The organism is Rhizobium sp. Leaf371 (genome assembly GCF_001424045.1).
Taxonomy (GTDB): Bacteria; Pseudomonadota; Alphaproteobacteria; order Rhizobiales; family Rhizobiaceae; genus Ferranicluibacter.
Genome location: NZ_LMQB01000023.1, coordinates 1 through 24,329, shown reverse-complemented (window position 1 = coordinate 24,329; position 24,329 = coordinate 1). Strand labels below are relative to the sequence as shown.

General features: G+C 62.4%; 29 protein-coding genes. 18 read left to right on the top strand and 11 right to left on the bottom strand.

Annotation, left to right across the window (positions count from 1 at the left end):
- Positions 1 to 211: 211 nt before the first annotated feature.
- The 9 genes from ASG39_RS10870 to ASG39_RS10830 all read left to right on the top strand — a co-directional run bounded on the left by ASG39_RS10870 (position 212) and on the right by ASG39_RS10830 (position 8,869).
- Positions 212 to 1,807, top strand: coding sequence for an ABC transporter substrate-binding protein (locus tag ASG39_RS10870; RefSeq protein ID WP_062595032.1), 1,596 nt, complete (start codon positions 212 to 214; stop codon positions 1,805 to 1,807).
- A gap of 83 nt (positions 1,808 to 1,890) precedes the next feature.
- Positions 1,891 to 2,895, top strand: coding sequence for an ABC transporter permease subunit (locus ASG39_RS10865; protein ID WP_062470068.1), 1,005 nt, complete (start codon positions 1,891 to 1,893; stop codon positions 2,893 to 2,895).
- A gap of 12 nt (positions 2,896 to 2,907) precedes the next feature.
- Positions 2,908 to 3,834 carry an ABC transporter permease subunit gene (locus ASG39_RS10860; protein WP_062595031.1) on the top strand — a complete coding sequence of 309 codons (927 nt, stop codon included), beginning with the start codon at positions 2,908 to 2,910 and terminating at the stop codon, positions 3,832 to 3,834.
- Positions 3,834 to 4,850 (top strand): ABC transporter ATP-binding protein, encoded by a 1,017-nt coding sequence (locus ASG39_RS10855; protein ID WP_062595030.1) that lies wholly within the window; start codon positions 3,834 to 3,836, stop codon positions 4,848 to 4,850. Before ASG39_RS10860 ends, ASG39_RS10855 begins: the two co-directional genes overlap by 1 nt.
- Positions 4,847 to 5,875 (top strand): peptide ABC transporter ATP-binding protein, encoded by a 1,029-nt coding sequence (locus ASG39_RS10850; RefSeq protein WP_062595029.1) that lies wholly within the window; start codon positions 4,847 to 4,849, stop codon positions 5,873 to 5,875. Before ASG39_RS10855 ends, ASG39_RS10850 begins: the two co-directional genes overlap by 4 nt.
- A gap of 102 nt (positions 5,876 to 5,977) precedes the next feature.
- Complete coding sequence (locus ASG39_RS10845; RefSeq protein ID WP_062595028.1) at positions 5,978 to 6,277, top strand: PepSY domain-containing protein; 300 nt, start codon at positions 5,978 to 5,980, stop codon at positions 6,275 to 6,277.
- A gap of 81 nt (positions 6,278 to 6,358) precedes the next feature.
- The gene (locus ASG39_RS10840; protein ID WP_062595027.1) at positions 6,359 to 7,033 is read left to right on the top strand and encodes a response regulator transcription factor; all 675 of its coding nucleotides are present in this window, start codon (positions 6,359 to 6,361) and stop codon (positions 7,031 to 7,033) included.
- Positions 7,030 to 8,397 (top strand): HAMP domain-containing sensor histidine kinase, encoded by a 1,368-nt coding sequence (locus ASG39_RS10835; protein WP_062595026.1) that lies wholly within the window; start codon positions 7,030 to 7,032, stop codon positions 8,395 to 8,397. Before ASG39_RS10840 ends, ASG39_RS10835 begins: the two co-directional genes overlap by 4 nt.
- Positions 8,398 to 8,524: 127 nt before the next feature.
- A complete protein-coding gene (locus ASG39_RS10830; protein ID WP_062595025.1) occupies positions 8,525 to 8,869 on the top strand; it encodes a RidA family protein in 345 nt (114 codons plus the stop codon).
- An 87-nt stretch (positions 8,870 to 8,956) separates the two neighbouring features.
- On the opposite strand, the gene ASG39_RS10825 is transcribed toward ASG39_RS10830, so the two are convergent.
- A complete protein-coding gene (locus tag ASG39_RS10825) occupies positions 8,957 to 9,358 on the bottom strand; it encodes a hypothetical protein (protein WP_082477171.1) in 402 nt (133 codons plus the stop codon).
- 169 nt (positions 9,359 to 9,527) lie between these two features.
- On the opposite strand from ASG39_RS10825, the gene ASG39_RS24230 reads away from it, so the two are divergent.
- Together ASG39_RS24230 and ASG39_RS10820 are read left to right on the top strand one after the other, a co-directional pair.
- Entirely contained in the window at positions 9,528 to 9,698 is a 171-nt protein-coding gene (locus ASG39_RS24230) for a hypothetical protein (protein ID WP_092932282.1), read from the top strand.
- A gap of 220 nt (positions 9,699 to 9,918) precedes the next feature.
- On the top strand, positions 9,919 to 11,046 hold the full coding sequence (locus ASG39_RS10820; RefSeq protein WP_062595024.1) for an AI-2E family transporter: 1,128 nt from the start codon (positions 9,919 to 9,921) through the stop codon (positions 11,044 to 11,046).
- 21 nt (positions 11,047 to 11,067) lie between these two features.
- Here the strand turns inward: ASG39_RS10820 and ASG39_RS10815 are convergent, their stop codons facing one another.
- Entirely contained in the window at positions 11,068 to 11,871 is an 804-nt protein-coding gene (locus ASG39_RS10815; protein ID WP_062595023.1) for a response regulator, read from the bottom strand.
- A gap of 213 nt (positions 11,872 to 12,084) precedes the next feature.
- On the opposite strand from ASG39_RS10815, the gene ASG39_RS10810 reads away from it, so the two are divergent.
- Entirely contained in the window at positions 12,085 to 12,285 is a 201-nt protein-coding gene (locus ASG39_RS10810) for a NepR family anti-sigma factor (protein ID WP_347360161.1), read from the top strand.
- A gap of 73 nt (positions 12,286 to 12,358) precedes the next feature.
- Here the strand turns inward: ASG39_RS10810 and ASG39_RS10805 are convergent, their stop codons facing one another.
- Together ASG39_RS10805 and ASG39_RS23325 are read right to left on the bottom strand one after the other, a co-directional pair.
- The gene (locus ASG39_RS10805; protein WP_062595022.1) at positions 12,359 to 12,607 is read right to left on the bottom strand and encodes a glycine zipper domain-containing protein; all 249 of its coding nucleotides are present in this window, start codon (positions 12,605 to 12,607) and stop codon (positions 12,359 to 12,361) included.
- 59 nt (positions 12,608 to 12,666) lie between these two features.
- Complete coding sequence (locus tag ASG39_RS23325; protein WP_082477169.1) at positions 12,667 to 12,822, bottom strand: DUF3309 family protein; 156 nt, start codon at positions 12,820 to 12,822, stop codon at positions 12,667 to 12,669.
- 557 nt (positions 12,823 to 13,379) lie between these two features.
- Between ASG39_RS23325 and ASG39_RS10800 the strand changes: the two genes are divergently transcribed.
- Positions 13,380 to 14,399, top strand: coding sequence for a PRC-barrel domain-containing protein (locus ASG39_RS10800; RefSeq protein WP_062595021.1), 1,020 nt, complete (start codon positions 13,380 to 13,382; stop codon positions 14,397 to 14,399).
- Positions 14,400 to 14,515: 116 nt separating this feature from the next.
- Here the strand turns inward: ASG39_RS10800 and ASG39_RS10795 are convergent, their stop codons facing one another.
- Positions 14,516 to 14,716, bottom strand: coding sequence for a hypothetical protein (locus ASG39_RS10795; RefSeq protein WP_062595020.1), 201 nt, complete (start codon positions 14,714 to 14,716; stop codon positions 14,516 to 14,518).
- A gap of 249 nt (positions 14,717 to 14,965) precedes the next feature.
- Here ASG39_RS10795 and ASG39_RS23320 point away from each other — a divergent pair, with 249 nt between their 5' ends.
- The 3 genes from ASG39_RS23320 (at position 14,966) to ASG39_RS10785 (ending at position 16,949) form a co-directional block, all read left to right on the top strand.
- Positions 14,966 to 15,133 (top strand): DUF1328 domain-containing protein, encoded by a 168-nt coding sequence (locus tag ASG39_RS23320; protein ID WP_082477167.1) that lies wholly within the window; start codon positions 14,966 to 14,968, stop codon positions 15,131 to 15,133.
- A 183-nt stretch (positions 15,134 to 15,316) separates the two neighbouring features.
- The gene (locus ASG39_RS10790) at positions 15,317 to 16,573 is read left to right on the top strand and encodes an FAD-binding oxidoreductase (RefSeq protein ID WP_062595548.1); all 1,257 of its coding nucleotides are present in this window, start codon (positions 15,317 to 15,319) and stop codon (positions 16,571 to 16,573) included.
- Positions 16,574 to 16,748: 175 nt separating this feature from the next.
- On the top strand, positions 16,749 to 16,949 hold the full coding sequence (locus ASG39_RS10785; protein WP_062595019.1) for a hypothetical protein: 201 nt from the start codon (positions 16,749 to 16,751) through the stop codon (positions 16,947 to 16,949).
- A 29-nt stretch (positions 16,950 to 16,978) separates the two neighbouring features.
- On the opposite strand, the gene ASG39_RS10780 is transcribed toward ASG39_RS10785, so the two are convergent.
- The 5 genes from ASG39_RS10780 to ASG39_RS10760 all read right to left on the bottom strand — a co-directional run bounded on the left by ASG39_RS10780 (position 16,979) and on the right by ASG39_RS10760 (position 20,111).
- Entirely contained in the window at positions 16,979 to 17,386 is a 408-nt protein-coding gene (locus ASG39_RS10780; protein WP_062595018.1) for a TIGR02588 family protein, read from the bottom strand.
- An 8-nt stretch (positions 17,387 to 17,394) separates the two neighbouring features.
- Positions 17,395 to 18,246, bottom strand: a complete 852-nt coding sequence (locus ASG39_RS10775) for a TIGR02587 family membrane protein (protein ID WP_062595547.1) — start codon at positions 18,244 to 18,246, stop codon at positions 17,395 to 17,397.
- Between the two features lie 184 nt (positions 18,247 to 18,430).
- The gene (locus ASG39_RS10770; protein WP_062595017.1) at positions 18,431 to 18,916 is read right to left on the bottom strand and encodes a BON domain-containing protein; all 486 of its coding nucleotides are present in this window, start codon (positions 18,914 to 18,916) and stop codon (positions 18,431 to 18,433) included.
- A gap of 202 nt (positions 18,917 to 19,118) precedes the next feature.
- Positions 19,119 to 19,658, bottom strand: a complete 540-nt coding sequence (locus ASG39_RS10765; protein ID WP_062595016.1) for a hypothetical protein — start codon at positions 19,656 to 19,658, stop codon at positions 19,119 to 19,121.
- A gap of 195 nt (positions 19,659 to 19,853) precedes the next feature.
- The gene (locus ASG39_RS10760; protein WP_062595015.1) at positions 19,854 to 20,111 is read right to left on the bottom strand and encodes a hypothetical protein; all 258 of its coding nucleotides are present in this window, start codon (positions 20,109 to 20,111) and stop codon (positions 19,854 to 19,856) included.
- 197 nt (positions 20,112 to 20,308) lie between these two features.
- Here ASG39_RS10760 and ASG39_RS10755 point away from each other — a divergent pair, with 197 nt between their 5' ends.
- On the top strand, positions 20,309 to 21,058 hold the full coding sequence (locus ASG39_RS10755; RefSeq protein ID WP_062595014.1) for a hypothetical protein: 750 nt from the start codon (positions 20,309 to 20,311) through the stop codon (positions 21,056 to 21,058).
- Positions 21,059 to 21,559: 501 nt separating this feature from the next.
- Here the strand turns inward: ASG39_RS10755 and ASG39_RS23875 are convergent.
- On the bottom strand, positions 21,560 to 22,042 hold the full coding sequence (locus tag ASG39_RS23875) for a hypothetical protein (protein WP_156468127.1): 483 nt from the start codon (positions 22,040 to 22,042) through the stop codon (positions 21,560 to 21,562).
- 762 nt (positions 22,043 to 22,804) lie between these two features.
- Here ASG39_RS23875 and ASG39_RS10740 point away from each other — a divergent pair.
- The gene (locus ASG39_RS10740) at positions 22,805 to 24,235 is read left to right on the top strand and encodes a hypothetical protein (protein ID WP_062595011.1); all 1,431 of its coding nucleotides are present in this window, start codon (positions 22,805 to 22,807) and stop codon (positions 24,233 to 24,235) included.
- Positions 24,236 to 24,329 lie beyond the last annotated feature (94 nt).

The window sequence follows — 24,329 nt, the reverse complement described above, 5'->3', positions numbered from 1 at the left end:
GTTGCGCTCGCAGAGCTGCAATCCGGAATGATATCGCTGTAATGTCTTATATATTGGATAAATTTTCCAACTGGACAAAAGAATGGAGCGGGTTATTGCAATGCCGCAGCAAATGTCGTTCCTTTCCGGTCTGACCGGTTGCGGCTGCGATCCGGATCATTTGCAGATAAGAATGTTTCAAGAGAACACAAGAAAACTGGGAAAAACGGTGATGAAAAAGCTCTCTACTCTTCTCGCGGCGACGGCTGTCGTAACGCTGATGGCTGGCAGCGCCTGGTCGAAGACGCTGGTTTATTGCTCCGAGGGCTCGCCCGAAGGTTTCGACTCCGCGCTCTACACGGCCGGCACCACGTTCGATGCCTCCTCGCGCACGGTTTACAACCGCCTCGTCGAATTCAAGAAAGGCAGCACGGAAATCGAGCCGGGCCTGGCCGAGAGCTGGGAAATGTCGGCTGACGGCACGCAATATACGTTCAAGCTGCGTCCGGGCGTCAAATTCCAGACCACCGACTTCTTCACGCCCACCCGCGAGCTGAACGCCGACGACGTGATCTTCTCGTTCGAGCGCCAGTACAAGGCCGACAATCCCTGGAACAAGTATGTCGCCGGTGCGAGCTACGAATATTTCAGCGGCATGGGCTTTCCCGAGCTGATCAAGTCGATCGAGAAGGTCGATGACCTCACCGTCAAGTTCGTTCTCAACAAGTCCGAAGCGCCGTTCCTCGCCAATCTCGGCATGGACTTTGCCTCCATCTATTCGAAAGAATATGCCGACAAGCTGCAGGCCGACGGCAAGATGGAGATGATGAACCAGCAGCCGCTCGGCACCGGTCCCTACACCTTCGTCGCCTACCAGGCCGACGCTGCCATCCGCTACAAGGCCAACCCGGATTATTGGGGCGGCAAGCAGAAGGTCGACGACCTCGTCTTCGCCATCACGACCGACGCGGCCGTGCGGGCGCAGAAGCTGAAGGCCGGCGAATGCCACATCATGCCCTATCCGAACGCGGCCGATGTCGCCGAGCTGCAGAAGGATGAGAACCTGACGGTCCTCAAGGAAGAAGGCCTGAACGTCTCCTACCTCGCCTACAACACGCTGGTTGCCCCGTTCGACAAGCCGGAAGTGCGCAAGGCGCTGAACATGGCCGTCAACAAGCAGGCGATCGTCGATGCCGTCTTCCAGGGTGCGGCGACCGTCGCCAAGAACCCGATCCCGCCGACGATGTGGTCCTATAACGACGCCGTCGAGGACGACAAGTACGATCCGGACGCGGCCAAGAAGATGCTGGAAGCGGCCGGCGTCTCCAACCTCAAGATGAAGATCTGGGCCATGCCCGTATCGCGTCCCTACATGCTGAACGCCCGCCGCGCGGCCGAACTCATGCAGGCCGACCTGGCCAAGATCGGCGTCGAGGTCGAGATCGTCTCCTACGAATGGGCCGAATACCTGAAGCTCTCCTCCGACAAGGCCCGCGACGGCGCGGTCATCCTCGGCTGGACCGGCGACAATGGCGATCCGGACAACTTCCTCGACACGCTGCTCGGCTGCACCGCGGTCGGCGGCAACAACCGCGCGCAATGGTGCAACAAGGAGTTCGACGATCTCGTCAAGAAGGCCAAGCTGACGCCGGACCAGGCAGAGCGCACCAAGCTCTACCAGCAGGCCCAGCTCGTCTTCAAGAAAGAGGCGCCGTGGAACACCATCGACCATTCCCTGGTCTTCATGCCGATGAGCAAGAAGGTCTCGGGCTACGTGCAGGATCCGCTCGGCATCCACCGCTTCGACGGCGTTGATATCGCCGAGTAATATCGCCACCTCTGCCGCTGTCGCGGTGTCTCCGGCGGTCCGATCGTTTCGGGCCGCCGGTTTTGCAATCTTACGGAACGCTCATGCTGCGCTTCATTTTCGGGCGGCTCGCCGTCCTCATCCCGACCTTCGTCGGGGTTTCCATCATCGCCTTCTCCTTCATCCGCCTGCTTCCCGGCGATCCCGTCATGCTGCTCTCCGGCGAGCGCGTCATGGCGCCGGAGCGGCATGCGCAGATCATGGCCGAGCTGGGTCTCGACCGGCCGATGTACGTCCAGTATTTCGACTATCTGGTCGGTCTGCTGCAGGGCGATTTCGGACGCTCCATCATTTCCAAGCGCCCGGTCATCGATGATTTCATGACGCTGTTTCCGGCGACCATGGAGCTTGCGATCTGTGCCATCATCCTCGCGGTCTGTCTCGGGATCCCGGCCGGCGTGGTGGCGGCGGTCAAGCGCGGCACCTGGCTCGACCAGACCATCATGGGCACGGCGCTCGTCGGCTATTCCATGCCGATCTTCTGGTGGGGCCTGCTGCTGATCATCTTCTTTTCGGGCACGCTCGGCTGGACGCCGGTCTCCGGCCGCATCTCGTTCCTCTATTTCTTCCCGCCCGTGACCGGCTTCATGCTGATCGACAGCCTGCTCTCCGGCCAGAAGGGCGCCTTCGCCTCGGCGGTCAGCCATATGATCCTGCCGACCATCGTGCTGGCGACCATTCCGCTCGCCGTCATCGCCCGCCAGACCCGGTCCGCCATGCTCGAGGTGCTGAGCGAGGATTATGTGCGCACGGCCCGCTCCAAGGGCATGTCGCCCTTCCGCATCATCGGCGTCCACGCGCTGCGCAATGCCATGATCCCGGTCATCACCACGATCGGCCTGCAGATCGGCGTGCTGCTCGGCGGCGCGATCCTCACCGAAAGCATCTTCTCCTGGCCGGGCATCGGCAAGTGGATGGTCGATAGCGTCTTCAAGCGCGATTACGCCGTCGTCCAGGGCGGCCTCATGATGATCACGCTCGTGATCATGTTCGTCAATCTGATCGTCGACCTTCTCTACGGTTGGGCGAACCCCCGCATCCGGCGATAGGAGACGCGACCGATGTCATCTGTCGAAACCAAATCCGTATCACCCGCGGCAGCCGCTGCCGCCACCCCGTCCGCGCCGCCATCCGGCTTTGCCGAGTTCTGGTTCTATTTTTCCGCCAATCGCGGCGCCGTTCTCGGGCTCGTCGTCTTCGTCGCCATCCTGTTGATGGCGATCTTCGCGCCGCTGCTCACTGCGCATGATCCGATCATCCAGAATCGCGACGTGCTGCTGCTGCCGCCGGCCTTTGCCGAAGGCGGACGCGCCGAATATCTGCTCGGCACCGATCCGGTCGGGCGCGATATCCTGACCCGCCTGATGTACGGCGCACGCTTCTCGCTGTTCGTCGGCCTCATCGTCGTCACGCTGTCCGTCGTTTCGGGCGTGCTCATCGGCCTTCTCGCCGGCTTCTTCCGCGGCACGGTCGATACGATCATCATGCGGCTGATGGACATCATCCTCGCATTCCCGTCGCTGCTTCTGGCGCTCGTCCTCGTCGCCGTGCTCGGCCCGGGCCTCGTCAATGCGATGATCGCCATCGCCCTCGTCAACCTGCCGCATTTCGTGCGGCTGACGCGCGCCTCCGTCATGACGGAGCGCAACAAGGACTATGTCATCGGCAGCCAGGTTGCCGGCGCCGGCACGCTGCGCATCATGTTCGTCACCATCCTGCCGAACTGTCTGGCGCCGCTGATCGTGCAGGCGACGCTTGCCTTCTCCGCGGCCATCCTCGATGCCGCGGCGCTCGGCTTCCTCGGCATGGGCGCCCAGCCGCCGACGCCGGAATGGGGCACGATGCTGGCCGAAGCGCGCGAATTCATCCAGCGCGCCTGGTGGGTCGTCACCTTCCCCGGCCTTGCCATTCTCATCACCGTGCTCGCCATCAACCTGATGGGCGACGGCCTGCGCGATGCGCTCGATCCCAAACTGAAGAGGTCCTGATGCCGCTTCTCGATATCCAGAACCTCACCGTCGAGTTCCAGACCTCGACCGGCACCTTCCGCGCGGTCGATGGCGTCTCGCTCACCTGCGACACCGGCGAAATCCTGTCGATCGTCGGCGAAAGCGGCTCCGGCAAGTCGGTCTCCATGCTCGCCGTCATGGGCCTTCTGCCCTGGACGGTGAAGATCACCGCCGACCGCATGGCCTTCAACGGCCAGGACCTTTTGAAACTCTCGCCCCGCAACCGGCGCAAGATCATCGGCAAGGACATGGCGATGATCTTCCAGGAGCCGATGTCGAGCCTCAACCCGTGCTTCACGGTCGGCTTCCAGCTCGGCGAGAGCCTGCGCATCCACATGGGCCTCGACCGTGCCGCGCGTCGCGCCCGCTCGATCGAACTCCTGCAGCTTGTCGGCATTCCCTCGCCGGAAGACCGGCTGTCGAACTTTCCGCACCAGATGTCCGGCGGCATGAGCCAGCGCGTCATGATCGCCATGGCGCTGTCCTGCAATCCGAAGCTCCTCATCGCCGACGAGCCGACGACGGCGCTCGACGTCACCATCCAGGCCCAGATCCTCGACCTGCTCGTCCGCCTGCAGAAGGAAAACGGCATGGCGCTGGTGCTCATCACCCATGATATGGGCGTGGTGGCGGAAACCGCCGAGCGTGTTCAGGTGCAGTATGCCGGCCAGAAGGTCGAGGAACAGCCGGTCAAGGCGCTCTTTCGCGATCCGCATCATCCCTACACCGCGGCCCTGCTGGCATCCCTGCCGGAGCGCGCCCGGATCGGCGAGCGTCTGCCGTCGATCCTCGGCGTCGTGCCGGGGCAGCATGATCGGCCGCAAGGCTGTCTGTTCTCGCCGCGCTGCGCTTTTGCCACCGACCTCTGTTCGCGCTCCGTCGTGCGCCAGGGGCCGGAGCTCGGTCGCGCGCTGTGCAATTACCCGCTGATCGAGGGTATTCCCCAGAACCACCCGACGATGACCGTCGAGCTTGCAGGAGAGGGCACGCGATGAGCGAGACCGAACTCAGCGAAACCTCGAACAAGGAAGCGCCGCCCGCATCGCGACCGGTGCTCGAAGGCCACGGCCTCCAGCGCTTCTATTCCGTCTCCCGCGGCATGTTCAAGCCGGCGGCCACCGTGCGTGCGCTGAACGGCGTGTCCTTCTCGCTCCACTCCGGCCGCACGCTGGCCGTGGTAGGCGAAAGCGGCTGCGGCAAGTCCACGCTCGCCCGCCTCGTCACCATGATCGAGGATCCGAGCGGCGGCGAATTGCTGATCGACGGCAAGCCGGCCCGCGTCGGCGACGCCTCGTTGCGCAGCCTCGTGCAGATCGTCTTCCAGAACCCTTACGGCTCGCTCAACCCGCGCCAGAAGGTCGGGTCTCTGCTGGAAGAGCCGCTGAAGATCAACACCACCGACGATGCCGCGACACGGAGGACCAAGGTCGAGGAGATGATGCGCAAGGTCGGCTTGCGGCCCGAGCATTACGACCGCTACCCGCATATGTTCTCCGGCGGCCAGCGCCAGCGCATCGCCATTGCCCGCGCCCTCATGCTGCGGCCGAAAGTGCTGGTGCTGGACGAGCCCGTGTCGGCGCTCGACCTGTCGATCCAGGCGCAGGTGCTCAACCTCCTGATGGACCTGCAGAAGGAGATGGGGCTCGCCTATCTCTTCATCTCGCACGGCCTGTCCGTCGTGCGGCACATCGCCGACGATATCATGGTCATGTATCTCGGCCGGCCGGTGGAAACCGGCACGGCGGAAAGCGTGTTCACCAATCCGCAGCACCCCTATACCGCGGCCCTCCTGTCGGCGACCCCGGTTGCCAATCCGGAAGGCAAGCGCCAGCGCATCCAGCTCCAGGGCGAGCTGCCGTCGCCGCTGAAGCCGCCGAGCGGCTGTCCGTTCAACCCGCGCTGCTGGCGCGCGACGGATCTCTGCCGCGAAAAGATGCCGGCGCTCGACGGTCCGGCGGACCATCTGTTCGCCTGCTATCATCCGCTCGACGACGCCGCGCCATCCGCACCCGCGGACTGAGGTCCCGCAGCCGACGATTTTGCAACGCTTCGAGCAGTGTCCGACAGCCATATGACGGCTAGGGATCGGCATATGCCCAGGGTCCGGCTCTGGAGATTGCTGATGCGCCGCCTGTTCTGTCTCGTCGTTCTCGTCTCGCCTCTGGCACTGCCGGCCGGCCTGGTTTTCGCCGGCGATCGCACGGCGGATTGCACGCAGGAGCCGCAGGCGCGCTGGATGAGCCCCGCGGCCATTTCGCAGAAGGCGGTGGCTGCGGGCTATCCCGATATCCGCCATGTGGTGATCATCGGCTCCTGCTATGAGATCGAGGCGCTGACTGCCCGCCGACGGCGGGCCGATGTCGTCATGGATCCGATCACCGGCGACGTCGTCGCGGCCTCCATGGGCAGCGATCCCGAATGATCGGGAAGAGGCGCTGTCGCGCCGCGCGAAACCTGCTAGGTTCGCGTCGGTTCCGACGTTCCAACGTGTGAGACGAGATGCATGCGGCTGCTGCTGGTTGAAGACAGTCCCCGGCTCGCCGAGCTTCTGGGCGAAACCGTCCGGGAGGCCGGCTGGCGGCTCGATGTCGTGACGACGATCGCCGATGCCACGGTGACGCTGACCCTGCGGGAGCATGATCTGGTGCTTCTCGATCTCGGCCTGCCGGATGGCAACGGGCTCGAACTCCTGCGCCAGATCCGCAAGACCTACAAGGACCTGCCGGTCCTCGTCATCACGGCCCGCGGGTCGATCGAGGAGCGGATCGAGGGACTGGATGCCGGCGCGGACGACTATCTCGTCAAACCGTTCCATCACCGAGAGTTTCTCGCCCGCTGTCGCGCCATGCTGCGGCGCAGCCCGACCTCGCTGCAGCCGGTGCTCGAATGCGGGCACCTGCGTTACGATCCCGCCACGGCGGAACTCTCCTGCGACGGCAGCATCGTGGCGCTGCCGCCGCGCGAGCGCGCTCTGGCCGAGCTTCTGATGCGCGACGCGGGCCGGGTGGTGCAGAAGCGCAAGCTCGAACTGGCGCTGTCGGAATTCGGCGAGGAGATGACCGCCAACGCGCTGGAGCTGGCCGTCTCGCGCCTGCGCAAGAAGCTGCTGCCGTTCGAAACCGGCGCAGATCTCGTCACCGTGCGGGGCGTCGGCTACATGCTGCAGGCCGCATCATGAAAGCCGCCCGGGATCGCTCGCTGATCGGCATCGTCTCGCTGCGCATCGTCACCTTCACGGTGCTCGCCATGATGCTCGAATTCGGCATCGTGCTCACCGAATACTGGTCGAACGATGCGGATCTCGGCGGCTTCCTGATCGGGCAGGAGGCGGAGACGCTGGCCGAAGGCATCCACGTTTCAAAAGACCGCATCTCCTTCCAGATGCCGCCGGCGCTCGCCGAACGCTATACGATGCGCGACGACGAGCGCGATGGCGACATCTTCGTCCGGGTTCGCACCTCCACGGGCGAAGTGCTGTTTTCCAATTGCGAGGCGCTCTGCCAGCGCCATTTCCTGCCGATCGAGATCAACCCGCCCACCTTCTGGCAGCGCGAGATCGCGCCCGGCAAGCCGCTCAGCGTCGCGGGCGGGCGCTCCTTCCGCTTCGGCACGCAGGAGGTTTTCGTCGAGCTTGCCGTCCTGCGCGATCCCCATGGTTTCGTCACCAGCGTGCTTCTGCACGAGCTGCGCGACCATTTGATCATCCCCATGCCGCTGATGTTCGGCCTCGTTGCCGGCGCCACGATCCTCTCCGTCCGGCGCGCACTGAAGCCAGTGGTCGAGGCCGGCAAGGCGGCGGATGCCATCGATCCGCGCGCGGCCTTCAGCCCGCTCTCGACCGAGGGCATGCCGCGCGAGATCGCCAATTTCGCCAATGCGGTCAACCGGCTGCTGGTTCGCGTCGCCGACCTGATCCAGGCGCAGAAGATCTTCTCCACCTCGATCGCCCACGAGATCCGCACGCCCGTCGCCGTCGTGCGCATGGAGCTTGAGCGGATCGACGATCCCCGCGCGCGCAAGGCCGAGAAGGATCTGGAGGCGCTGACCCATATGCTGGAGCAATTGACCTCGCTCGCCAAGCTCGACGTGGTGGATGCCGCCTCGTTCAGGCCGGTCTCGCTGGCAGGGCTGGCCAGCGACGTCGTCGCCCAGCTCGCGCCCTTCGTCTTCAACAGCGGCCGGACGCTCGAATTCGTGGAGGAGGGCGGCGGCGAGATCCGTGCCGTGCCGGCGCTGGTCGAAAACACGATCAGCAATCTCGTCGAAAACGCCGTGAAGCACACGCCGAAGGGAACGCGCATCTCCGTCCGCACGGCGGAAACCGGCCTGCTCGAGGTTGCCGACGACGGCCCCGGCTTCGGCCGGTCGCCGAGCCATATTCTCGACGGCGGGCGGATCAAGAGTTCGGACGCGCTCGGCGTCGGCCTGAAGATCGTGGAGCGCATCGCCGAACTGCACGATGCCGCGCTGACCGTGGACTCGCAGCCCGGGGAGGGAACGCGCGTGCGCCTCGAATTCCCGCCCCTGCCGGAAGCGGCCTGAGACGGCGGTGATGACGTCTCGAACGGTGGAGTTTTCAGGCCGGCGGTTTTCCTCGGCAGCGTTCTCCTGTAAGCCCGCGGTGGTCTGCGCTTCGGCGCCACCCTATCCGAGCAAGAGGAACTTCACGATGGACATCACACGCTTCGAGACCGGCCCGCGCATGAGCCAGGCCGTCGTTCACAACGGCACCGTCTATCTCGCCGGCCAGGTCGGCAATGCCGGCGACGACGTCGCCACGCAGACGGCCCAGGCTCTGGCTTCGGTCGATCGCCTACTGGAACAGGCCGGCACCGACAAGACGCGCATCCTCAACGCCACGATCTGGCTTGCCGACATGGCCGACTTCCCGAAGATGAACGCCGTCTGGGACAAGTGGGCACCGCAGGGCAATACGCCGGCGCGCGCGACGGGCGAAGCCAAGCTCGCGACCCCGGACTATCTGGTCGAAGTCATCGTCATCGCCGCCCTCTGAGGGCGCGAGCACCGGGCGGCGATGCCGTCGCCCGGTCGCATCTCTCAAGAGCAGAAGCCTGTCAGCCGAAACACCCCTGACGGGACGTCAGTTGCCGATCCGCGCGACGCCGGTCTCGCCATTGTCGCGCACCCATTTCACCTTGTCGGCGCCGGTCGGCGTCAGGTCGAAGCACATCTTCGCGCCCTTGTACCAGGTGTTGAACTGCTGGCAGAGCTTGTCGTCGGCGATCCACCATTTGCCGGTATCGCTCGGCTGGATCAGCTTGCCGATCCCGAGCGCCTTGCCATCCCCATCGACCACGCCGGATGTCCGATAGTTCAGCGGAAATTCGCCGCCCATCGGCGCCGCGAGAAAGATCGTGCGCCCGATGATTTTTTCGCGAATCTCCGCCTCGGTCATCCCGGCCGCAAGGGCCGCGCTGCTGGCGGAGACGAGAAAGACGCTGCCGATGGCCAGCAAGAGGCGAGTGGAGGCAAGTCTGGTCATGGCGCGGGTTCTCTGTTGCGTTTGCAGAGACGTACGGCGCGCGAAATGCGCCGGATCACATGTCCATTGATCGGCATATCGCAAGCTTCGCGAAAGCTTGGGAACAAATCGGCAAATCGCGCCGTTGTTAGGCCAGAATTAACACTTCCGAACATCGAAGGACGCTCCCATGCTTTACTGGCTGCCCAGGCTCGGCCTGATCCTGCTCGTCTGCGCCGCACTTGCCGTGGGCGTTGTCTCCGCAACATCCGACGACGTCGCCAACACGCTTCTGGTCGTTCTCCTCGGTCTCGGCCTGTTCTCGCTGACCCTGCGGATTTTCCCGCCCGAGAAGTACTGATCCGCGCGGACATCGTCGTTCGGCGTTGAAAAACACCATTTTTGGTGGAAACGTAAGCGCTTCCTGCCGCTCACGGGAACTTTTCGTCCCGAAATCGATTGAGCGGCGTCCCGGTTATCACACTCCGCAACCATGTGTCTGCAGGGTGTGAGATCGAGGGACGTCATGCAGGACATCGCGGCAGCTTCTGGCCCGCGCTCATTGCGAGTGGAGGTCGGACGTGAACGCTGCCATACCGGAGCGAGCCTTGTTCAAGGCGAAGAAGAAAGCGCAGATCGAGAACCCGCCCGTCTCGGAGGCGACCGCCTTGGTCGATCCGAAAAGCGGCCTCGATCTCGTCGTTGCCTGGAGTATCGTCGGAACCTTCGTCATTCTGATGTCCGGCGTGATCTATGCGCTCGAATCCATCCTGATGCCCGTCACGCTGGCGATCGTCGTCGGCATGGTTCTGGGCGTCGCCGCCGACAGATTGTCCCGCTTCGGCCTGCCGCCCGTGCTCGGAGGCCTGTTCTTCGGCCTCGTCTTCGTCGTGCTGGTTTTCTTCCTCGTCAACGCGCTCATCGAGCCGGTCTCGATGCTGACAGAAAAGGCGCCGGCCCTGATCGAGGGTGCGACCGAACGGTTTCTGCCGTTTTTCGAGCGGTTCGAGTGGGTCAAGAGAGCCATCAACGGCGCCAACGAGAAGGCGATCTCGGACATGGTCATGGCCAATGCCGGCGCCATGCTGGGCATCGTCGCCACGGGCCTGACGCCTGCTTTCGTCCAGACATTGATCTTTCTGGCTGCACTGGGGCTCTTTCTCATCGGGCGCACGCATCTGCGCAAGACCATCATCCTCGCCTTTGCCACGCACGAGCGCCGCCTCACCGCCATCCGCGTCATGAACGCGACCGAGAATGCGGTCGGCTTCTATTTCTCGACCGCCAGCCTGATCTACATCTCGCTCGGCACGATCACGGCACTGATCGCCTTTGCCGGCGGCTTGTCGGGCGCCATCCTCTGGGGCCTCTTCGCCTTCGTGTCGAGCTTCATCCCCTATCTCGGCGTCACCGCCATGACGATCGCTCTCACCTGTGCCGGCCTGATGACGCATGACAGCATGATCATGGCGCTGCTGCCGGCGATCTGCTTCTTCCTGCTACATCTGGTCATGGAAAATCTGGTGACGCCGGCGATCCTCGGCCATCGCCTCGAGATCAACCCGTTCCTGATCTTCATCGCCATCATCTTCTGGACATGGATGTGGGGCGCGGTGGGCGCGATGCTCGCCATGCCGCTCGCGCTGATCGGGCTCACCATCTTCAACGAGGTGCGCACCCGGCCGCCGGAACGCCAGCTGCCGGGCTGAACCGATCGCTTGGCTGAAGCCTCACGCCTCTCCGGCGTGAGCGTTCTCGTCAAAGAACAGCGCCTGGCTGATCAGGGCCTTGACCATATCCGGATTGAACGGCTTGGTCACGAGGAAGGCGGGCTCCGGCTTTTCGCCCGTCAGCAGGCGCTCGGGGAACGCCGTGATGAAGATCACCGGCACCGTCGCCGTCGACAGGATCTCGTTCACCGCGTCGATGCCGGAGCTGCCGTCCGCAAGCTGGATGTCGGCCAGCACCATTTTCGGCGAGGTCCGTTTGAATAGATCGACCGCCTCGCTATGCGTGCGCGCGATGCCCGCGACGCCATGGCCGAGGCTGCGCACCATGTCCTCGATATCCATGGCGATCAGCGGTTCATCCTCGATGATCAGGATGTCGGTGACGACCTGGCGGGCGATGTCCTGCGAGGCCTGCTGGATCAGCCCGGCAACCGCCTCGGGCGTCACGTCGAGAATCTCGGCCGTCTCGTCCTGCGAAAACCCTTCGACGGAAACGAGCAGGAAGGCCTTGCGCGCGTCGGGCGAGATCCGTGCGAGGTTCGCGGCAGCCTTCTTTTCCCAGGCATAGGGCGAATTGACCGCGTCTTCGTCGATCTTGATGGTGACCTTGTCGAACTGGGAGCAATAGAGCTTGAAGACGCTGACCCGATCGCTGGACGCCTTGGGGAAAAGCTCGATATTGGCGATCAGCGCTTCGAGAACGGCCGCGACATAGGCATCGCCCGATGTCTGCGATCCCGTGATGGCGCGGGAGAAGCGGCGCACATAGGGAAGGTGAGCGGCAATCCGCATGGAAAGTGACATGAAAGACGTCCTTCGATATATTGGCGCCGAAACCGGACAGAGTGTGATCGTTCGACGAGTCGAGACAGGGACGTTTGACCATGTTTCCCGCCGCGTGGAAAGTTTGATCGGTAAGAATTGCAAAGCATGAGGTCGATGTGATCGCCTTGAGGATGCTGAACGCGCGGACTGGCCTGGCCGCCGCCGGAATTGGGACGAAGCGGACCTGAACGCATGGCGGATATGACAGACCCCAAACCCCGCTCGGCCCCCAAGCCTGGGAATGCCACCCACCACAAGAGCTTGGACCGGAACAGCCAGATCGTCTCGAAACTGCGCGCGCTCTACAGCGCCGTGGAAGAAGAGCCGTTGCCGGACGCCTTTGTCGATCTGCTCCAGCAGCTCGACAGCGTCGAAAAGGCGCGCAAGGGCTGACGCACAGAAACCGAGACACAAAAAAACGGGCCGAGGCCCGTTTTTCCGTTTTCGTTCGTAACCGATCGGCTGATCAGCAAGCAGCCGTGTAGCGGCGGCCATAGCGGTCGCGATAGATGCAGCGGCCCGGCTCGTTGGCACGGCCGATCAGCGCGCCTGCAACGCCACCGACGGCTGCGCCGACAGCGGCACCGCGGACGTTGCCGGTTGCCACGCCGCCGATGATGGCGCCCGACGCTGCGCCGATGCCGGCGCCACGTTCGGTCTGCGTGCAGGCTGCGAGCGGCATGATCAGGGCGACGGCGAGAATTGCTTTTTTCATGGTGATATCCTCCGGTTCAAGATGTGTTGATGGCCCTCTGGGAAAGCCTTTGGTCTTACTTAGATGCGTCCCATGAGGACCAAGACAAGAAGGATAACAACCACAAGGCCCAATCCGCCGGACGGCCCATAACCCCAGCTACGGCTGTGGCCCCACGTCGGCAGAGCGCCGATGAGCAGGAGAACAAGGACGATCACGAGAATTGTGCCGAGCATGGCGGTTCCTCTTTGGGTTCATTCGGAATGCGGAGCGTAAACGTGCCGTTTGCGAAATTGTTCCAGAACGCGATCACGCGATTTTGAGGTGTCTGTTGATCGCCGCTTGCGGTGGCGTCCTCTCTCCCACGCACTTACCTGCTTCTCAACTGACTGACGTGCTCCTCTAAAGGACCCAACCGGGTAGGGTTGCGGCGCGGGCGTCGCGCCTCGACGGCGGCAAAGACATCCGCGGGAACGCCGGAACATTTTCGGCCTCCACCGCGTTTACGGCGCTGTGTGGATGTGAGGATAGTAGGATGTGGCTGACCGGCTTGCGACCGCCGACATGTCCGACGTCGGCGAAAGTCTGATGGTCTGACCCGCGACACGAAGTCGGCCATGATGGCCGCCGGAACACGCCTGAGACGCTGTTCCGCCTCCCACATGTTTCCCTTCATGCGTGACAGAGCCCGGCGAACGCACCACCCCGTCGCGTCGCTGTGTCTCGCAACTTAAGCCTTTCGTTGCCTTTTGACCCGTCGCTTAAACCAATTACCTGTGTAAGGAGCAATCCGATGCTGAAGACCCTTCTGGCAAGCACCGTTCTTGCCGCAACGCTCGCCGGAACGGCCTTGGCGCAGCAGACGCCCGCGGCACCGGCAGCCCCTGCGGCTCCTGCCGCCTCGGACGCAACCGCGCCCGCCGGCGCTGCGGCGACATCTCCCGGCGACGACATGCTGGCCTCCAACGTCATCGGCAAGACCGTCTATACCGGCGTCGATGAGGAGGGCGAGGCGATCGGCGAGGTCAAGGACGTCGTGATCAATGCGGCCGGCGCAACGGAAGCACTGGTGATCGGCGTCGGTGGCTTTCTCGGCATCGGTGAAAAGGATGTCGCCGTCAATTTCGATCGGGCGTCCTGGTCGGATCGGGACGGAACGAAGATTCTCGTCGTCTCCATGACCAAGCAGGACCTCGAAAAAGCACCGGCTTTCCAGCGCAAGGCGGTGATGGATGGTGCGGTGACCAAGGACACGGCCGCCGCCACGCCTGCCGCACCTTCGACGTCGACCGCCGCGACGCCTGCGACCCCGGCCGATGGCGCCGCGACGCCGCTTGCGACACCTGAGAACACCGAGGTCCCTCTGGACGCTGCCGGTGCCGACCCGGCCCTGCCGCAGACGGGGACGACGCCGCAGATGACCGATCCGGATCTCGCACCCGATGCCGCGACCACGGCCGAGCCGACAGAAGAACTGAAGCCCGTCGATGCCGCCATGCTGTCGGCCGACAAGCTGATCGGCACGCCGGTCAAGGTGGCGGACGATACCAAGATCGGCGAAGTCGGCGATGTGATCCTCGGCAAGGAGGGCAAGCTCGAAGCCTATATCATCGATGTCGGCGGCTTCCTCGGCATCGCGCAGAAGCCGGTCGCCATGAGTGCCGCCAACATTCAGGTGATGGCCGACGCGAAGGGCGCGATGACGATCTATTCGCCCTACACCAAGGAACAGCTGGAAGCCCAGCCCGCCTATGATGCCGCCGCCTACAAGGCCAATCCGGGCAGCATCGTCCTATCGAACCCGAAGCCGTGACGGCAGGACAGACGCGCGAGGCACGCCGTCGCTCGGCGGTCTCGCTCTCGACCTGAACAGACGACAAAAAAAGGCGGCCCGATGGACCGCCTTTTTCTCGATGTGATGAAGACCGATCAATGGCGCTCGCGGCCGCCTTCGGAGGAATCGAGCTGCTCCAGCAATTGCTCGAATCGTCCATCCGTGGCCGGCATGTTGCCGTTGAAGTAGAGGTCCTTCAGCGTCTGCCCGATATGCAGGTTCTTTTCGTTCGATCGCGATGCAGGCCGCGCCGAGGCCGCAACGGACTTCCAGATATGTGCGTTCGATACAGTCATGATGATGTCTCGCCTCAATCAATTGTGAACTCAACGCCGCTTGCACGGTGAAGTTCCGCATTTGCTGTGGCGGGCGCGTGTCAAAATGAACCAGTGTTGCCGGTATGGTAAACGAAGACTGAATGGCGGCTGTCCGAACGCGATGCTAAAGGCTGATCGACCTTTTCGGAACCTTCATCGTCCGGACCCCGGCGGAACAATAAGACACGTCATGCGTTAATCGGCATGTTCTAATTGGAGGAGCGTGTCATGCTTTATTACGCACTTGTCTTTCTCGTCGTGGCCATCATCGCAGGTGTCCTTGGCTTTGGCGGTATTGCCGGCGCATCGGCCGGTATCGCGCAGATCCTGTTCTTCCTGTTCCTGGCCTTCCTCGTCATTTCGCTGGTTGCAAGCTTCATGCGTCGCCACACTTAAGCGCGGCCCAAGACCTACGAACAGGAATTCATTGCAGAAGGGAGCGGTTCGCCGCTCCCTTTTTCGTTGTGCGAAGGCGTCGGTGACGGTGTCGATTTGCACCGCGCCCTGTTGCGGAACGCCGGGAAAATGCTGACAGTGGCAGACAGACGCAAAGCGCGCCGGGAGCAGGAGTTGATCAGCATGAAGACGGATGTGGCGGTTCTGGGTGCGGGGATTGTCGGCCTTTCCACGGCCATTCATCTGGCGCGGCGCGGAAAATCGGTCCTGCTCGTCGATCGCCGCGGGGCAGGGGAAGAGACGTCCTTCGGCAATGCCGGGCTCATCCAGCGCGAAGGCGTCGTGCCCTATGGCTTCCCGCATGATTTCGGCGCCCTGTTTCGCTATGCGCTCAACAACACGATCGATGCCCATTACCATCTGAAGGCCCTGCCGGGTCTCGTGCCCTTTCTGGTGCGCTACTGGTGGAATTCCGGTTTTACCCAACACCAGCACATCGCCCGGCTCTATGCGCCGCTGATCGAGAATTCGATCACCGAACATGCCGATCTCATCAAGGCGTCCGGCGCGGACAACCTGATCCAGCGGGATGGCTGGATGAAGGTGTTCCGCACCGATGCCGCCCGCGATGCCGCCTACAAGGAAGCCGAGCGCCTGTCGGCCGGCTTCGGCGTCAACCATCAGAAACTGTCGCCCAGTGACATCAAGGCACTGGAACCTTCCATCCGCATCGATCTCGCCGGCGGTCTCCGCTGGACGGACCCCTGGTCGATCCGCGATCCCCACAGCCTCAACAAGGCCTATCTCGCCTACTTCCAGTCGCTCGGCGGGCGTCTGGTTGCGGGCGATGCGGCAACGCTGGAGCATGTTCTGGAAGGCCCGGGCTGGCGGATCGCCTCGCCCGACGGGCCGATCGAGGCCGCGGAGGTGGTCGTGGCGCTCGGCCCCTGGGCGGATACCGTCACCCGCAAGCTCGGCTACCGCTTCCCGCTCGCGGTCAAGCGGGGCTATCACATGCATTACGGCACGCAGGAAGGCGAACGGCTGAACAACTGGGTGCTCGACGCGGAGAAGGGCTATTTCCTCGCGCCCATGCTGCGCGGAATCCGGCTGACGACCGGGGCGGAATTCGCCACCCGCGATGCGCCGAAGACGCCGGTGCAGCTTGCCCGTGCCGAGCGCGTGGCGCGGGAGTTCTTCCCCCTGGCCGAACGTCGCGACGAGGAGCCCTGGATGGGCGCGCGACCCTGCACGCCGGACATGATGCCCATCATCGGCAAGGCGCCGCGACACGAGGGCCTGTGGTTCGCTTTCGGTCATGCCCATCACGGCATGACGCTCGGTCCGGTGACCGGCCGCGCTTTGGCCGAGAAGATGACGGGTGAGCGAACCACCATCGTGGATCTCGGCCCCTACCGTCCGGAACGCTTCGTCGCCTGAGGCGGCGAAACACCTGGACGCGATCCGATCAAACCTGCCGGGAATGCGGACAAGTTTGTTTGATTTCGGACACGGAACGATGGGTCGCGCCTGCCGTTTCCCCGTCGCCGCACACGACACAATGGCGTGCCTGCGACGGGATAGGGCTGCCGGATGATGGCGGCAGGAGATACGCATGCAGAAACACATCGTTGAGATATCAGGCGAAGCCGTGGGCACCCTGATGCCGCACGCTCGCGGCCTGCGTTTCATGGCCGTGAAGTTCCATGTCTGGCCGCTCGACGGGGAAGTCTATGCCGATCCCGCAACCGCGCATCAGGCGGTCTGCGACCATATCGCGGCGACCCGCAAGGCCATGGCGGAGCGGATGCATTAAGCCTTCACAAGCCACGGAGAGCAGACGTCTCAAGGATCGCTATAGCCGGATGCCCGGACATCGAGCCGGGAGGCGCCGGGATCGGCGGAAAACAGCAGGGCACCCTCCACCTGGGACTGGGCGGGAACGTAGTCGATCGTGACTTCCCGGGTCTCCACCGGCTGTTGCCCGTCGTTCAGAAGACGCCCGGTCACGGGCACCCCGGCCGCTGTCTTCTTGCCTGTATTGGAAACGATGAACGACACCTCGAAACCTTGCGCCGTCGGCCGCTGCGCCGTCACCGTGACGGCAAGCTCCGGTGCGGCGTCCTTCGCCGTAAAGCCGTGATAGAGGATCATGCCGGTCATCGTGGCGACCAGAGCGGTCGAGAGGAGGCCTGTGGTCCACTCGATCCAGTGCGGATGGCGGCGGACGATCTTGCGGCGGGACGACGCCATTCAGCACCTCACAGGATGAGCCGGGCGGCGGCGGCGCCGATGGCACCGGGGAAGCCGAGCACGATGGTGGACATCAGCGCCGGCATGGAGCCGGATCCGTCGAGCCTGCCGAAACTCCAGAGACAATAGAGGCTGACCAGCAGCGCGATCACATAGCCCGGCAGGGTGAAGCGGATCAGCGCATGCCAGCCCGGCGTATCCTCCAGCTCGTGCCCGCCCTCGAACGAGACGGCATAGACGAAGGCGTGCATGACGAGGATGGAAAGGACGATGGTCGCCAGCGCGTGCCACGGCGTCATCTTGTAGGAGATCAGGATCATCTCCTCGGTCGGCGCCATGTTGAGATTGAGGAACAGCGCGCCGACGGCCATCATGAAAAGTTCGGCACCATAGCCGCTGTCCGGATCATCCTCGGCATCATCCGGATCGGCGCCAAGCTGGCTGCGGCCGAGAAGCGCGCCGATCCCCGCGGGAACGGCCTGAAGCGCGATCTTGCCCAGAAAATCCTGCTCCGACGTTTCCGGTGTCAGAAGCTTGAACAGCGTCAGGATCATCGCGCTGGCGAGGATACCGATCGCATAGGCGATCATCGCGTCGCGGATATCCTCGCGCCAGGACACCGTTTTCTCGAAGCCGATGCGATGGGCGATGCCGATCAGCAGCGGCACGGTGAGAATGAGCAGCAGAGCGAGACGAAAGCGATCCATGGCAAAGCCCAGATCCCACATTTCCATCGTCATCTGCATCGGCAGGGCAAACAACAGGGCGCCGGCGATGCCGCGCGCAAGTCCCGTGACGAAATCCGTCGTGCGAAACGCGGTCTCACCTGCCGCCGCGCGTGTCTCCCCAGATCCCCCCATGATCACTCCAGACATTTGACGCAGGAACAGCGCGGAAAACAGGAACTGCACGCTAAACAGAAACTGCGCAGTCTTGTAGACCGCGCAGATATTGTAACCGATGACTGACATTTTGGAAACGCGACCGGCGGCCGGGACGCACGACGCATTCTCCGACGAACCGCCTGTGCCGCTTGGCCACGGTTCAGTCGTTCAGGCCGCTCGGCAAATTCGCATCGACCGCGATGGTCGTCAGCGCGTTGCGGACCTTGGAGATGCCGGGAATGCGATAGGCGAGCTCCTCGATTGCCCGTCGATCGGCTGCGGTCTCGACCTCACCGGAGAGTTCCGCCACGCCCCGCAGGACCTTGATCTCGACGGATGACGTGTCGATCTCATGCTCTTCGAGTGCATTGGACAGCGCTTCTTCCATGCCGTCGTCATCGGTATCGGCCTCCGGATCGTCGCGCAGGATATCCGGGCCACCATGACCGACCCGCGCCGTCTCGTCCGACGTCTCGAAGCCGGGATTGCCGGACTCGTCGAAGCTTTCATCCGTCTCGCCGTAAGAGCGATTGGCAACGTCGGTCGGCGAACCCGAAACGTCATCGGCATAGGGCCAGCCGTCCTTCAGGTCGCGGTCTTCATAATCACGGTAGTCTTCTTCGCGGCGTGTGGTCTTCTCGATCATCGTCTGATCCTCGATCTTGTCGTTTCACGAGGGATAACCGCTGAGCCGCGCTTTGGTTCGACCGGGCAGGCGATAATGTCTGACCGAACCACTCGGAGCGATCGTCATTCAAGACGCACGGAACCACGAGGCAACAAAAAAGCGGGACCATCTGGCCCCGCTTTTCTCAACAATGTCTGGCGGTCTTTCAGCCGAAACCGGCTTACGGAGCCGTGCCGGTTGCCGGAGCCGTGCCGGTTGCCGGAGCGGCGCCCGTTGCCGGAGCCGGAGTTGCCGGAGCCGTATCGGTGGCAGCCGGCGGTGTTGCCGGGGTGACCGGAGCTGTTTCAGCCGGTGCCGTTGCGGCAGGCGCGGTGGTGGACGGCGCGGTTGCGGCAGGCGCCTCGGCGGCCGGCGGCGTTGCCGTCTGGCTTGCCGGAGCCGGCTGCGTTGCCGTGTCGGACGCGTCGTTCGACATTTCTGCGGGCAGCCAGACCAGAAGCGCCAGAACCAGGCCCGCAAGGAGAATGATCAGCACAGGCCAGTTGCTGCGGCGGGTCCGCGCCACCGGCGCTGTCGGATCCAGCGGACGCTGCGCCAGGGGATCCCCGAGCGGCGCCCCGGTCACCGGATCGATGCCGGCCGTTGGCCGCATCGTTGCCGGGTCGGTGCGGGCTGCCTGCTCGGCGCGCGCGGCGTCGTCTGCAGGCCAGGACGTGGGATTGGCGGGGCGATTTTCGTTCGGATCAAAACGCTGGTTCATGGTGTGCTTCCTCCTTCTTGTTTCGCCGAATATCGGCACATGAAGAGCAAACGCACCGCTTGGCCTTAAGTTCCGGGATCATCTTGGGCCCGCATATAGACGCCGAACGCGAGAAAGCGGATGGGGTTCAACCACCATCCGCTTTCTGCCAAACGCCTTTCGGCGAACGGGCTAACCCTGCTTGCGCAGGAAGGATCAGTCCTGCTCGCGCATGCCGGGCGTTGCCTCGCGCTGGTCTGCGTCCTCGAGATCGGAGCGCACCAGGAAAACGTCGCCCTTCAGGCGAGCGGCCTCACGACGTGCGGCACCCGACATCATGTCGTCCGGCTCCACCTCGTCCGCATCCTTGCCCTTCAGCTCCGCCTCGCTCCCGATCGGCGTCACGTCCTCGTCACGAATATCGAGAGCCCCGTCGGTTTCGGTCCTCGGTGCGGATGTCTTGGTGTCGGCCATGTCGCTTCTCCTTGAATTCGCAAATCAACGTCCGCCACCGGCCAATGTTCCGGGCGTCGAGCATCGAAGCAGCGTCGCCTCGACCGTGCAAAGAGAGGTCGCTCGTTCTCAGGAATTCGATTTGAGAATTAGAAAAATCTTTAACAGATTTTCCTTTTGTCTTATTCCCATGTTGAGCAAGCAGGAAGAGGTTTGTCATGATGATCGATGTATGCGTTGTCGCCGGTCGCAGGCCGGACCTGCTGGAAGCGACCTTGACCGACTTTCAGGAGAGGTGCTTCCGCCACCTCGACGTCTCCCGCTGCCTCGTCAATATCGATCCGATCTTCGGCGATGCAGACGATGCGGCGGCCTGCCTGTCCATCGTTCATCATCTTTTTCCGCAAGCGACCGTCTTTCAGCCGGAGACGCCGAATTTCTGTTCGGCCGTCAGGCGCTTGTGGTCGAACACCTCGGCCGATTACGTCTTTCACCTCGAGGACGACTGGCGCACGCTGACCGAGCTCGATCAGGCCATCCTGGCGCCCTTCGCAGATCCGTCCATCCAGCAGGTTTCGCTGCACACGATCAATCAGAACTGGGACATCCGGCGAAAAGGGCATCTCTATCAGAAACGTAGCTTCAAGCTCTTCGGCGTAAAGCTTCCCAGACTCCGCACGAAGCCCCTGTTCTCGACCTCCCCCTCCGTCCTGCGCGGCGATTTCGCCCGCCTCGCCGCAGGTCTCCTCGATCCGGCCCTGGATCCTGAAAAGCAGTTCTACTCCAACACAAACATGGCCCTTGAGGCCAGCGTCGCACGATACAGGACCTATATCTACTCGCCGCGCCTGACCCCGGTCATCGAAGACACCGGCCGCAACTGGCGCGACGAGCGCCGGATCAGAAAGGATTTTGCCAACGGGCAATCCATCTGGACAAGCGAGGGCGAGGGGGAGAGTGTCGGCTGAACGCCGGCTATTTGAGTGTATGTGTTGAGAAGCATGGTTTCGCCGGCTCGGAAGTACGCATCTATGCCAAGGGTCAGCAGACTTGCGAGCGCCTCGCACTGGCAATTGAAGAAGGCGGCGAAACTCAGCCCGGCTTTATCCGCTATCTCAATGCTCTTCACGGCCTTGATACAAATCAGTTGGAGGCATTCGGCTACTCACTATCTCGCAGATCTGACGATGTTAATTTTCGCCCTTGAGGCAATCGACAACCCCGAGTGTTTATCAGGCGTCGGGGCAGGGTTTTCGCCGCGTCATAAGAGATCGGAAGGTCGCGTAATGTCCTTACCCATCATCGCCTTCCTTACCTTAAAGTCATCCTCAAAGGCGTCGTGCCGAGGCGCACCAGTCGTGGTAGAGCGGATACACGTCAGTATCCCAAGCATGCACGTAGGCATCATCAATGCGGCTACCTAGCTGTTCTTTGGAGCTCATATACCTTCCTTAGTTGCGTCTCTGAATTTAGAACAGAGATTGAGCCGTTCGCACGAATGATCGTGGGGTAAGTGCTACCCGCTCTTCGAGCCATTGAGGACCCTCGGCAAATGCGTCGAGCGGCTCGACCACCACGCGCTTACGATTATCGCCTTCTCTCAGGTGGACAATCAGCGTGTTTGTTTCGTCATCTGGGCACTCGATAACGACTGCCTTGACCGTGATCGTTTCCATCAAGCGAGCGCTGTTTTCGATAGCGCGCAAAACCTTTCTGACATTGTCCGACGGAGTATGTGGATCGAGCCAGTCGGAGATATCTTCAACGATAGAAGTGTGACTGGCTGGCGGTCTCTGGCTCGCGCGGTCGCCAACATGACGCCGAGCCAGCACGGAGGCTTGGGCCAAGTCCTCAGCGCCAAACACATAGTCCGTGTTGCAGGGCCGTCTGTGAGTTGCATCACCTCGGACGATAAACAATCCTGTTTCTAAGAATATCCTAAAATACTGCATAAGCCCCTCTGTCACGTAGAGTTTTGTGAGCGCAACGAAAGGTACAATTGATCCTTGAGTCTGCTACCTCGCATCCGCGATATCCACAGCGAGGCGAGCTACGGCAGCATGCGCCGGAAGAGTGTTACGGTTAGCGTATTCTGATCAACGCTAAGACACTGTAATGTAATGGAAAAAAATCGATGGCTGGGGAACCTGGATTCTCACTGACTTCTCAAGGGCTTAGCAGAGACCCTGAATTCGCTGTGTTTCTCCGGCCGCGAACGACCTTGGATGCCGCCTTTGTGCCCTGGCTGTGGGCATCAGTCAACCGGTAGAGCGCACGGCAATAATTTCCGCTCTTCGACTTTGCGCAACCAGCCTGTCGACAGGGCTTCCTCGGGTACAGCAAATGCAACTGTCAAATATCCGCGCGGCGTAGCTGTCACTTGCAGGCATTGGCGCGGACGGCTTGGCCTTCACTTGCCGCGTTATGAGCGCCAGAGCGCCGCGCTTCATCGAATGACTTATAAGGGGCCGCTTCCCGACCGTCCGGTTTTGGGCGTTGAGGATGAATAGCTGCCAGGTTCCGAGCAGCTTCGCCGTGACGTCGAACCGGATAACGCTGATGACCGAACGTCGCATGCCCAGCTTCGATTGAATTCAGCCGGCAAACGACGAAATTGCATAGACAACGTGGTATCTAACGTACAACTTCCTAACTCCTGACGCGCCGCCTCCTCCTACCAACCGACCGCACTCGACCTTCATTTGAGGAACTGAATGAACCCGAAGCGCCGAACCGCACTTATCAGCCGGCTGGCGAATGGGATAGGCTACATAGCTACCGATTTCGAGAGGTTTGGCGGCCTGTTCGTCCAGGCCCTGCTTGAGCTGCCGTTGGACCACCGGGGACTGAATTTGCTCGGCTATCCTGTCGCAGGCGTTGTAGACACCACGAACGGCGACGGAAAAGTCGCGGTCGAGTACTCCGACCGCAAGGATTATTTTAGCGGGGACATGGATAAGGCGCGCGGCGACCTCGCCCACGCTCTGGCCGGCGCGCCCAGTGCCGAAAAGATATTCCTCCTATCCGGACAGCCGAGCCGACCGCAGGTCGCTCAGGAGTTTGAGCGTTCGATGCTCGATCTGCCCGAGATGAAAGGCAAAACCCTCTATCTCTGGGGCGCGGTGGAAATCGCGACGCACTTGGTCGACCATCTAATCCTGAGCGATTCGGTGGTACGCAGGCTCTCTCCATACCTTCCGGATCTGGAGCGGATTCGAGAGGAGGAAGCGGCGGGCCGAATGATGCCAGAGCCACTGCCGAGCTGGTTGCCTCGAGACGATATTGACAGGGCGATCGTTGAGCGACTGCGACAGAAGCCTGTTTTGGCCATCGGCGGAGTGGGTGGAATTGGGAAGACCGCGACCCTCCAGGCTTTCGCCCATCGGCATCAGGACGATTACGAAGTCCGCATCTGGCTAGACGGCGATGAAATTCGCAGAGCGGATGATCTGCAAGCGGTCCCGCTCTTACGCGCGGGCGAAAGCCGCAACATCGTAGGATTGATGCAAACGTTGCGATGCCTGCTTGTGATCGATGACGCTCCGGCAAATCTGGATATGACGGCGTTGGAGAGAATCTGCGGCAAGGGCACCCACGTACTGTTGACCCAACGCTCGACCGACACGCAATCGTTCAACCTGCCCATGCTGGATCGACTACAATCCTCGGCGCTTCTAGGGCTTGCCCCAGTGAAGTGCCCGGAGTCGGTGTTCGACAAGGTCTGGGGAACGGTGAAAGGTCATCCGCTGACGCTTTCGCTCATCCTTGCTGCGGTGCGCGAAGGAGCGACGTGGGATGACATCCTTGAAGATTGCGATGTCATCGGCGATATGGAATTCGGCGGGCGGCGATTAACCGATGTCCTTCTCGAGCGGTTGCGGCCATCGCTGACCAAGGAATTATCGGTGTTCGCCTGGTCGGGCCTTCCTGTTTGCGACGAGGATTTCCTCAGTTTCGCTATCAAGCCGCTGGGCATTCGAAAGTTGAAAGGGAACAGCCTCACGGCCCCGGATCGCAACAGGGCCGTCCGCCTGCACGACGTGGTCCAAGCCTCCCTCGACGGAAGCTGGTGCACTAACGAACGCGCCGTCGAACTGGAGCATCTGCTGGACACCTATTTTGTCGAAGCTGTTGATTTCCACTGAGAGCTGACCCGGCGCAGCGTTATATTTCCATTGAGAATTGACCCATGTTTCAACCGTCCCCTGCATGTTTTCAGCGGGGGCTCTGGAGTGATCG

Coding starts and splice junctions, on each gene's coding strand:
- ASG39_RS10790 (WP_062595548.1), top strand. CDS start 15,317: ATGAAGACGGATGTGGCGGTTCTGGGTGCGGGGATTGTCGGCCTTTCC.
- ASG39_RS10795 (WP_062595020.1), bottom strand. CDS start 14,716: ATGACTGTATCGAACGCACATATCTGGAAGTCCGTTGCGGCCTCGGCG.
- ASG39_RS23875 (WP_156468127.1), bottom strand. CDS start 22,042: ATGCAGTATTTTAGGATATTCTTAGAAACAGGATTGTTTATCGTCCGA.
- ASG39_RS10760 (WP_062595015.1), bottom strand. CDS start 20,111: ATGGCCGACACCAAGACATCCGCACCGAGGACCGAAACCGACGGGGCT.
- ASG39_RS10865 (WP_062470068.1), top strand. CDS start 1,891: ATGCTGCGCTTCATTTTCGGGCGGCTCGCCGTCCTCATCCCGACCTTC.
- ASG39_RS10810 (WP_347360161.1), top strand. CDS start 12,085: ATGGCGGATATGACAGACCCCAAACCCCGCTCGGCCCCCAAGCCTGGG.
- ASG39_RS10740 (WP_062595011.1), top strand. CDS start 22,805: ATGAACCCGAAGCGCCGAACCGCACTTATCAGCCGGCTGGCGAATGGG.
- ASG39_RS23325 (WP_082477169.1), bottom strand. CDS start 12,822: ATGCTCGGCACAATTCTCGTGATCGTCCTTGTTCTCCTGCTCATCGGC.
- ASG39_RS10755 (WP_062595014.1), top strand. CDS start 20,309: ATGATGATCGATGTATGCGTTGTCGCCGGTCGCAGGCCGGACCTGCTG.
- ASG39_RS10770 (WP_062595017.1), bottom strand. CDS start 18,916: ATGATCGAGAAGACCACACGCCGCGAAGAAGACTACCGTGATTATGAA.
- ASG39_RS10825 (WP_082477171.1), bottom strand. CDS start 9,358: ATGACCAGACTTGCCTCCACTCGCCTCTTGCTGGCCATCGGCAGCGTC.
- ASG39_RS10785 (WP_062595019.1), top strand. CDS start 16,749: ATGCAGAAACACATCGTTGAGATATCAGGCGAAGCCGTGGGCACCCTG.
- ASG39_RS10800 (WP_062595021.1), top strand. CDS start 13,380: ATGCTGAAGACCCTTCTGGCAAGCACCGTTCTTGCCGCAACGCTCGCC.
- ASG39_RS10775 (WP_062595547.1), bottom strand. CDS start 18,246: ATGGGGGGATCTGGGGAGACACGCGCGGCGGCAGGTGAGACCGCGTTT.
- ASG39_RS23320 (WP_082477167.1), top strand. CDS start 14,966: ATGCTTTATTACGCACTTGTCTTTCTCGTCGTGGCCATCATCGCAGGT.
- ASG39_RS10840 (WP_062595027.1), top strand. CDS start 6,359: ATGCGGCTGCTGCTGGTTGAAGACAGTCCCCGGCTCGCCGAGCTTCTG.
- ASG39_RS24230 (WP_092932282.1), top strand. CDS start 9,528: ATGCTTTACTGGCTGCCCAGGCTCGGCCTGATCCTGCTCGTCTGCGCC.
- ASG39_RS10830 (WP_062595025.1), top strand. CDS start 8,525: ATGGACATCACACGCTTCGAGACCGGCCCGCGCATGAGCCAGGCCGTC.
- ASG39_RS10805 (WP_062595022.1), bottom strand. CDS start 12,607: ATGAAAAAAGCAATTCTCGCCGTCGCCCTGATCATGCCGCTCGCAGCC.
- ASG39_RS10765 (WP_062595016.1), bottom strand. CDS start 19,658: ATGAACCAGCGTTTTGATCCGAACGAAAATCGCCCCGCCAATCCCACG.
- ASG39_RS10815 (WP_062595023.1), bottom strand. CDS start 11,871: ATGTCACTTTCCATGCGGATTGCCGCTCACCTTCCCTATGTGCGCCGC.
- ASG39_RS10860 (WP_062595031.1), top strand. CDS start 2,908: ATGTCATCTGTCGAAACCAAATCCGTATCACCCGCGGCAGCCGCTGCC.
- ASG39_RS10780 (WP_062595018.1), bottom strand. CDS start 17,386: ATGGCGTCGTCCCGCCGCAAGATCGTCCGCCGCCATCCGCACTGGATC.
- ASG39_RS10870 (WP_062595032.1), top strand. CDS start 212: ATGAAAAAGCTCTCTACTCTTCTCGCGGCGACGGCTGTCGTAACGCTG.
- ASG39_RS10835 (WP_062595026.1), top strand. CDS start 7,030: ATGAAAGCCGCCCGGGATCGCTCGCTGATCGGCATCGTCTCGCTGCGC.
- ASG39_RS10855 (WP_062595030.1), top strand. CDS start 3,834: ATGCCGCTTCTCGATATCCAGAACCTCACCGTCGAGTTCCAGACCTCG.
- ASG39_RS10845 (WP_062595028.1), top strand. CDS start 5,978: ATGCGCCGCCTGTTCTGTCTCGTCGTTCTCGTCTCGCCTCTGGCACTG.
- ASG39_RS10850 (WP_062595029.1), top strand. CDS start 4,847: ATGAGCGAGACCGAACTCAGCGAAACCTCGAACAAGGAAGCGCCGCCC.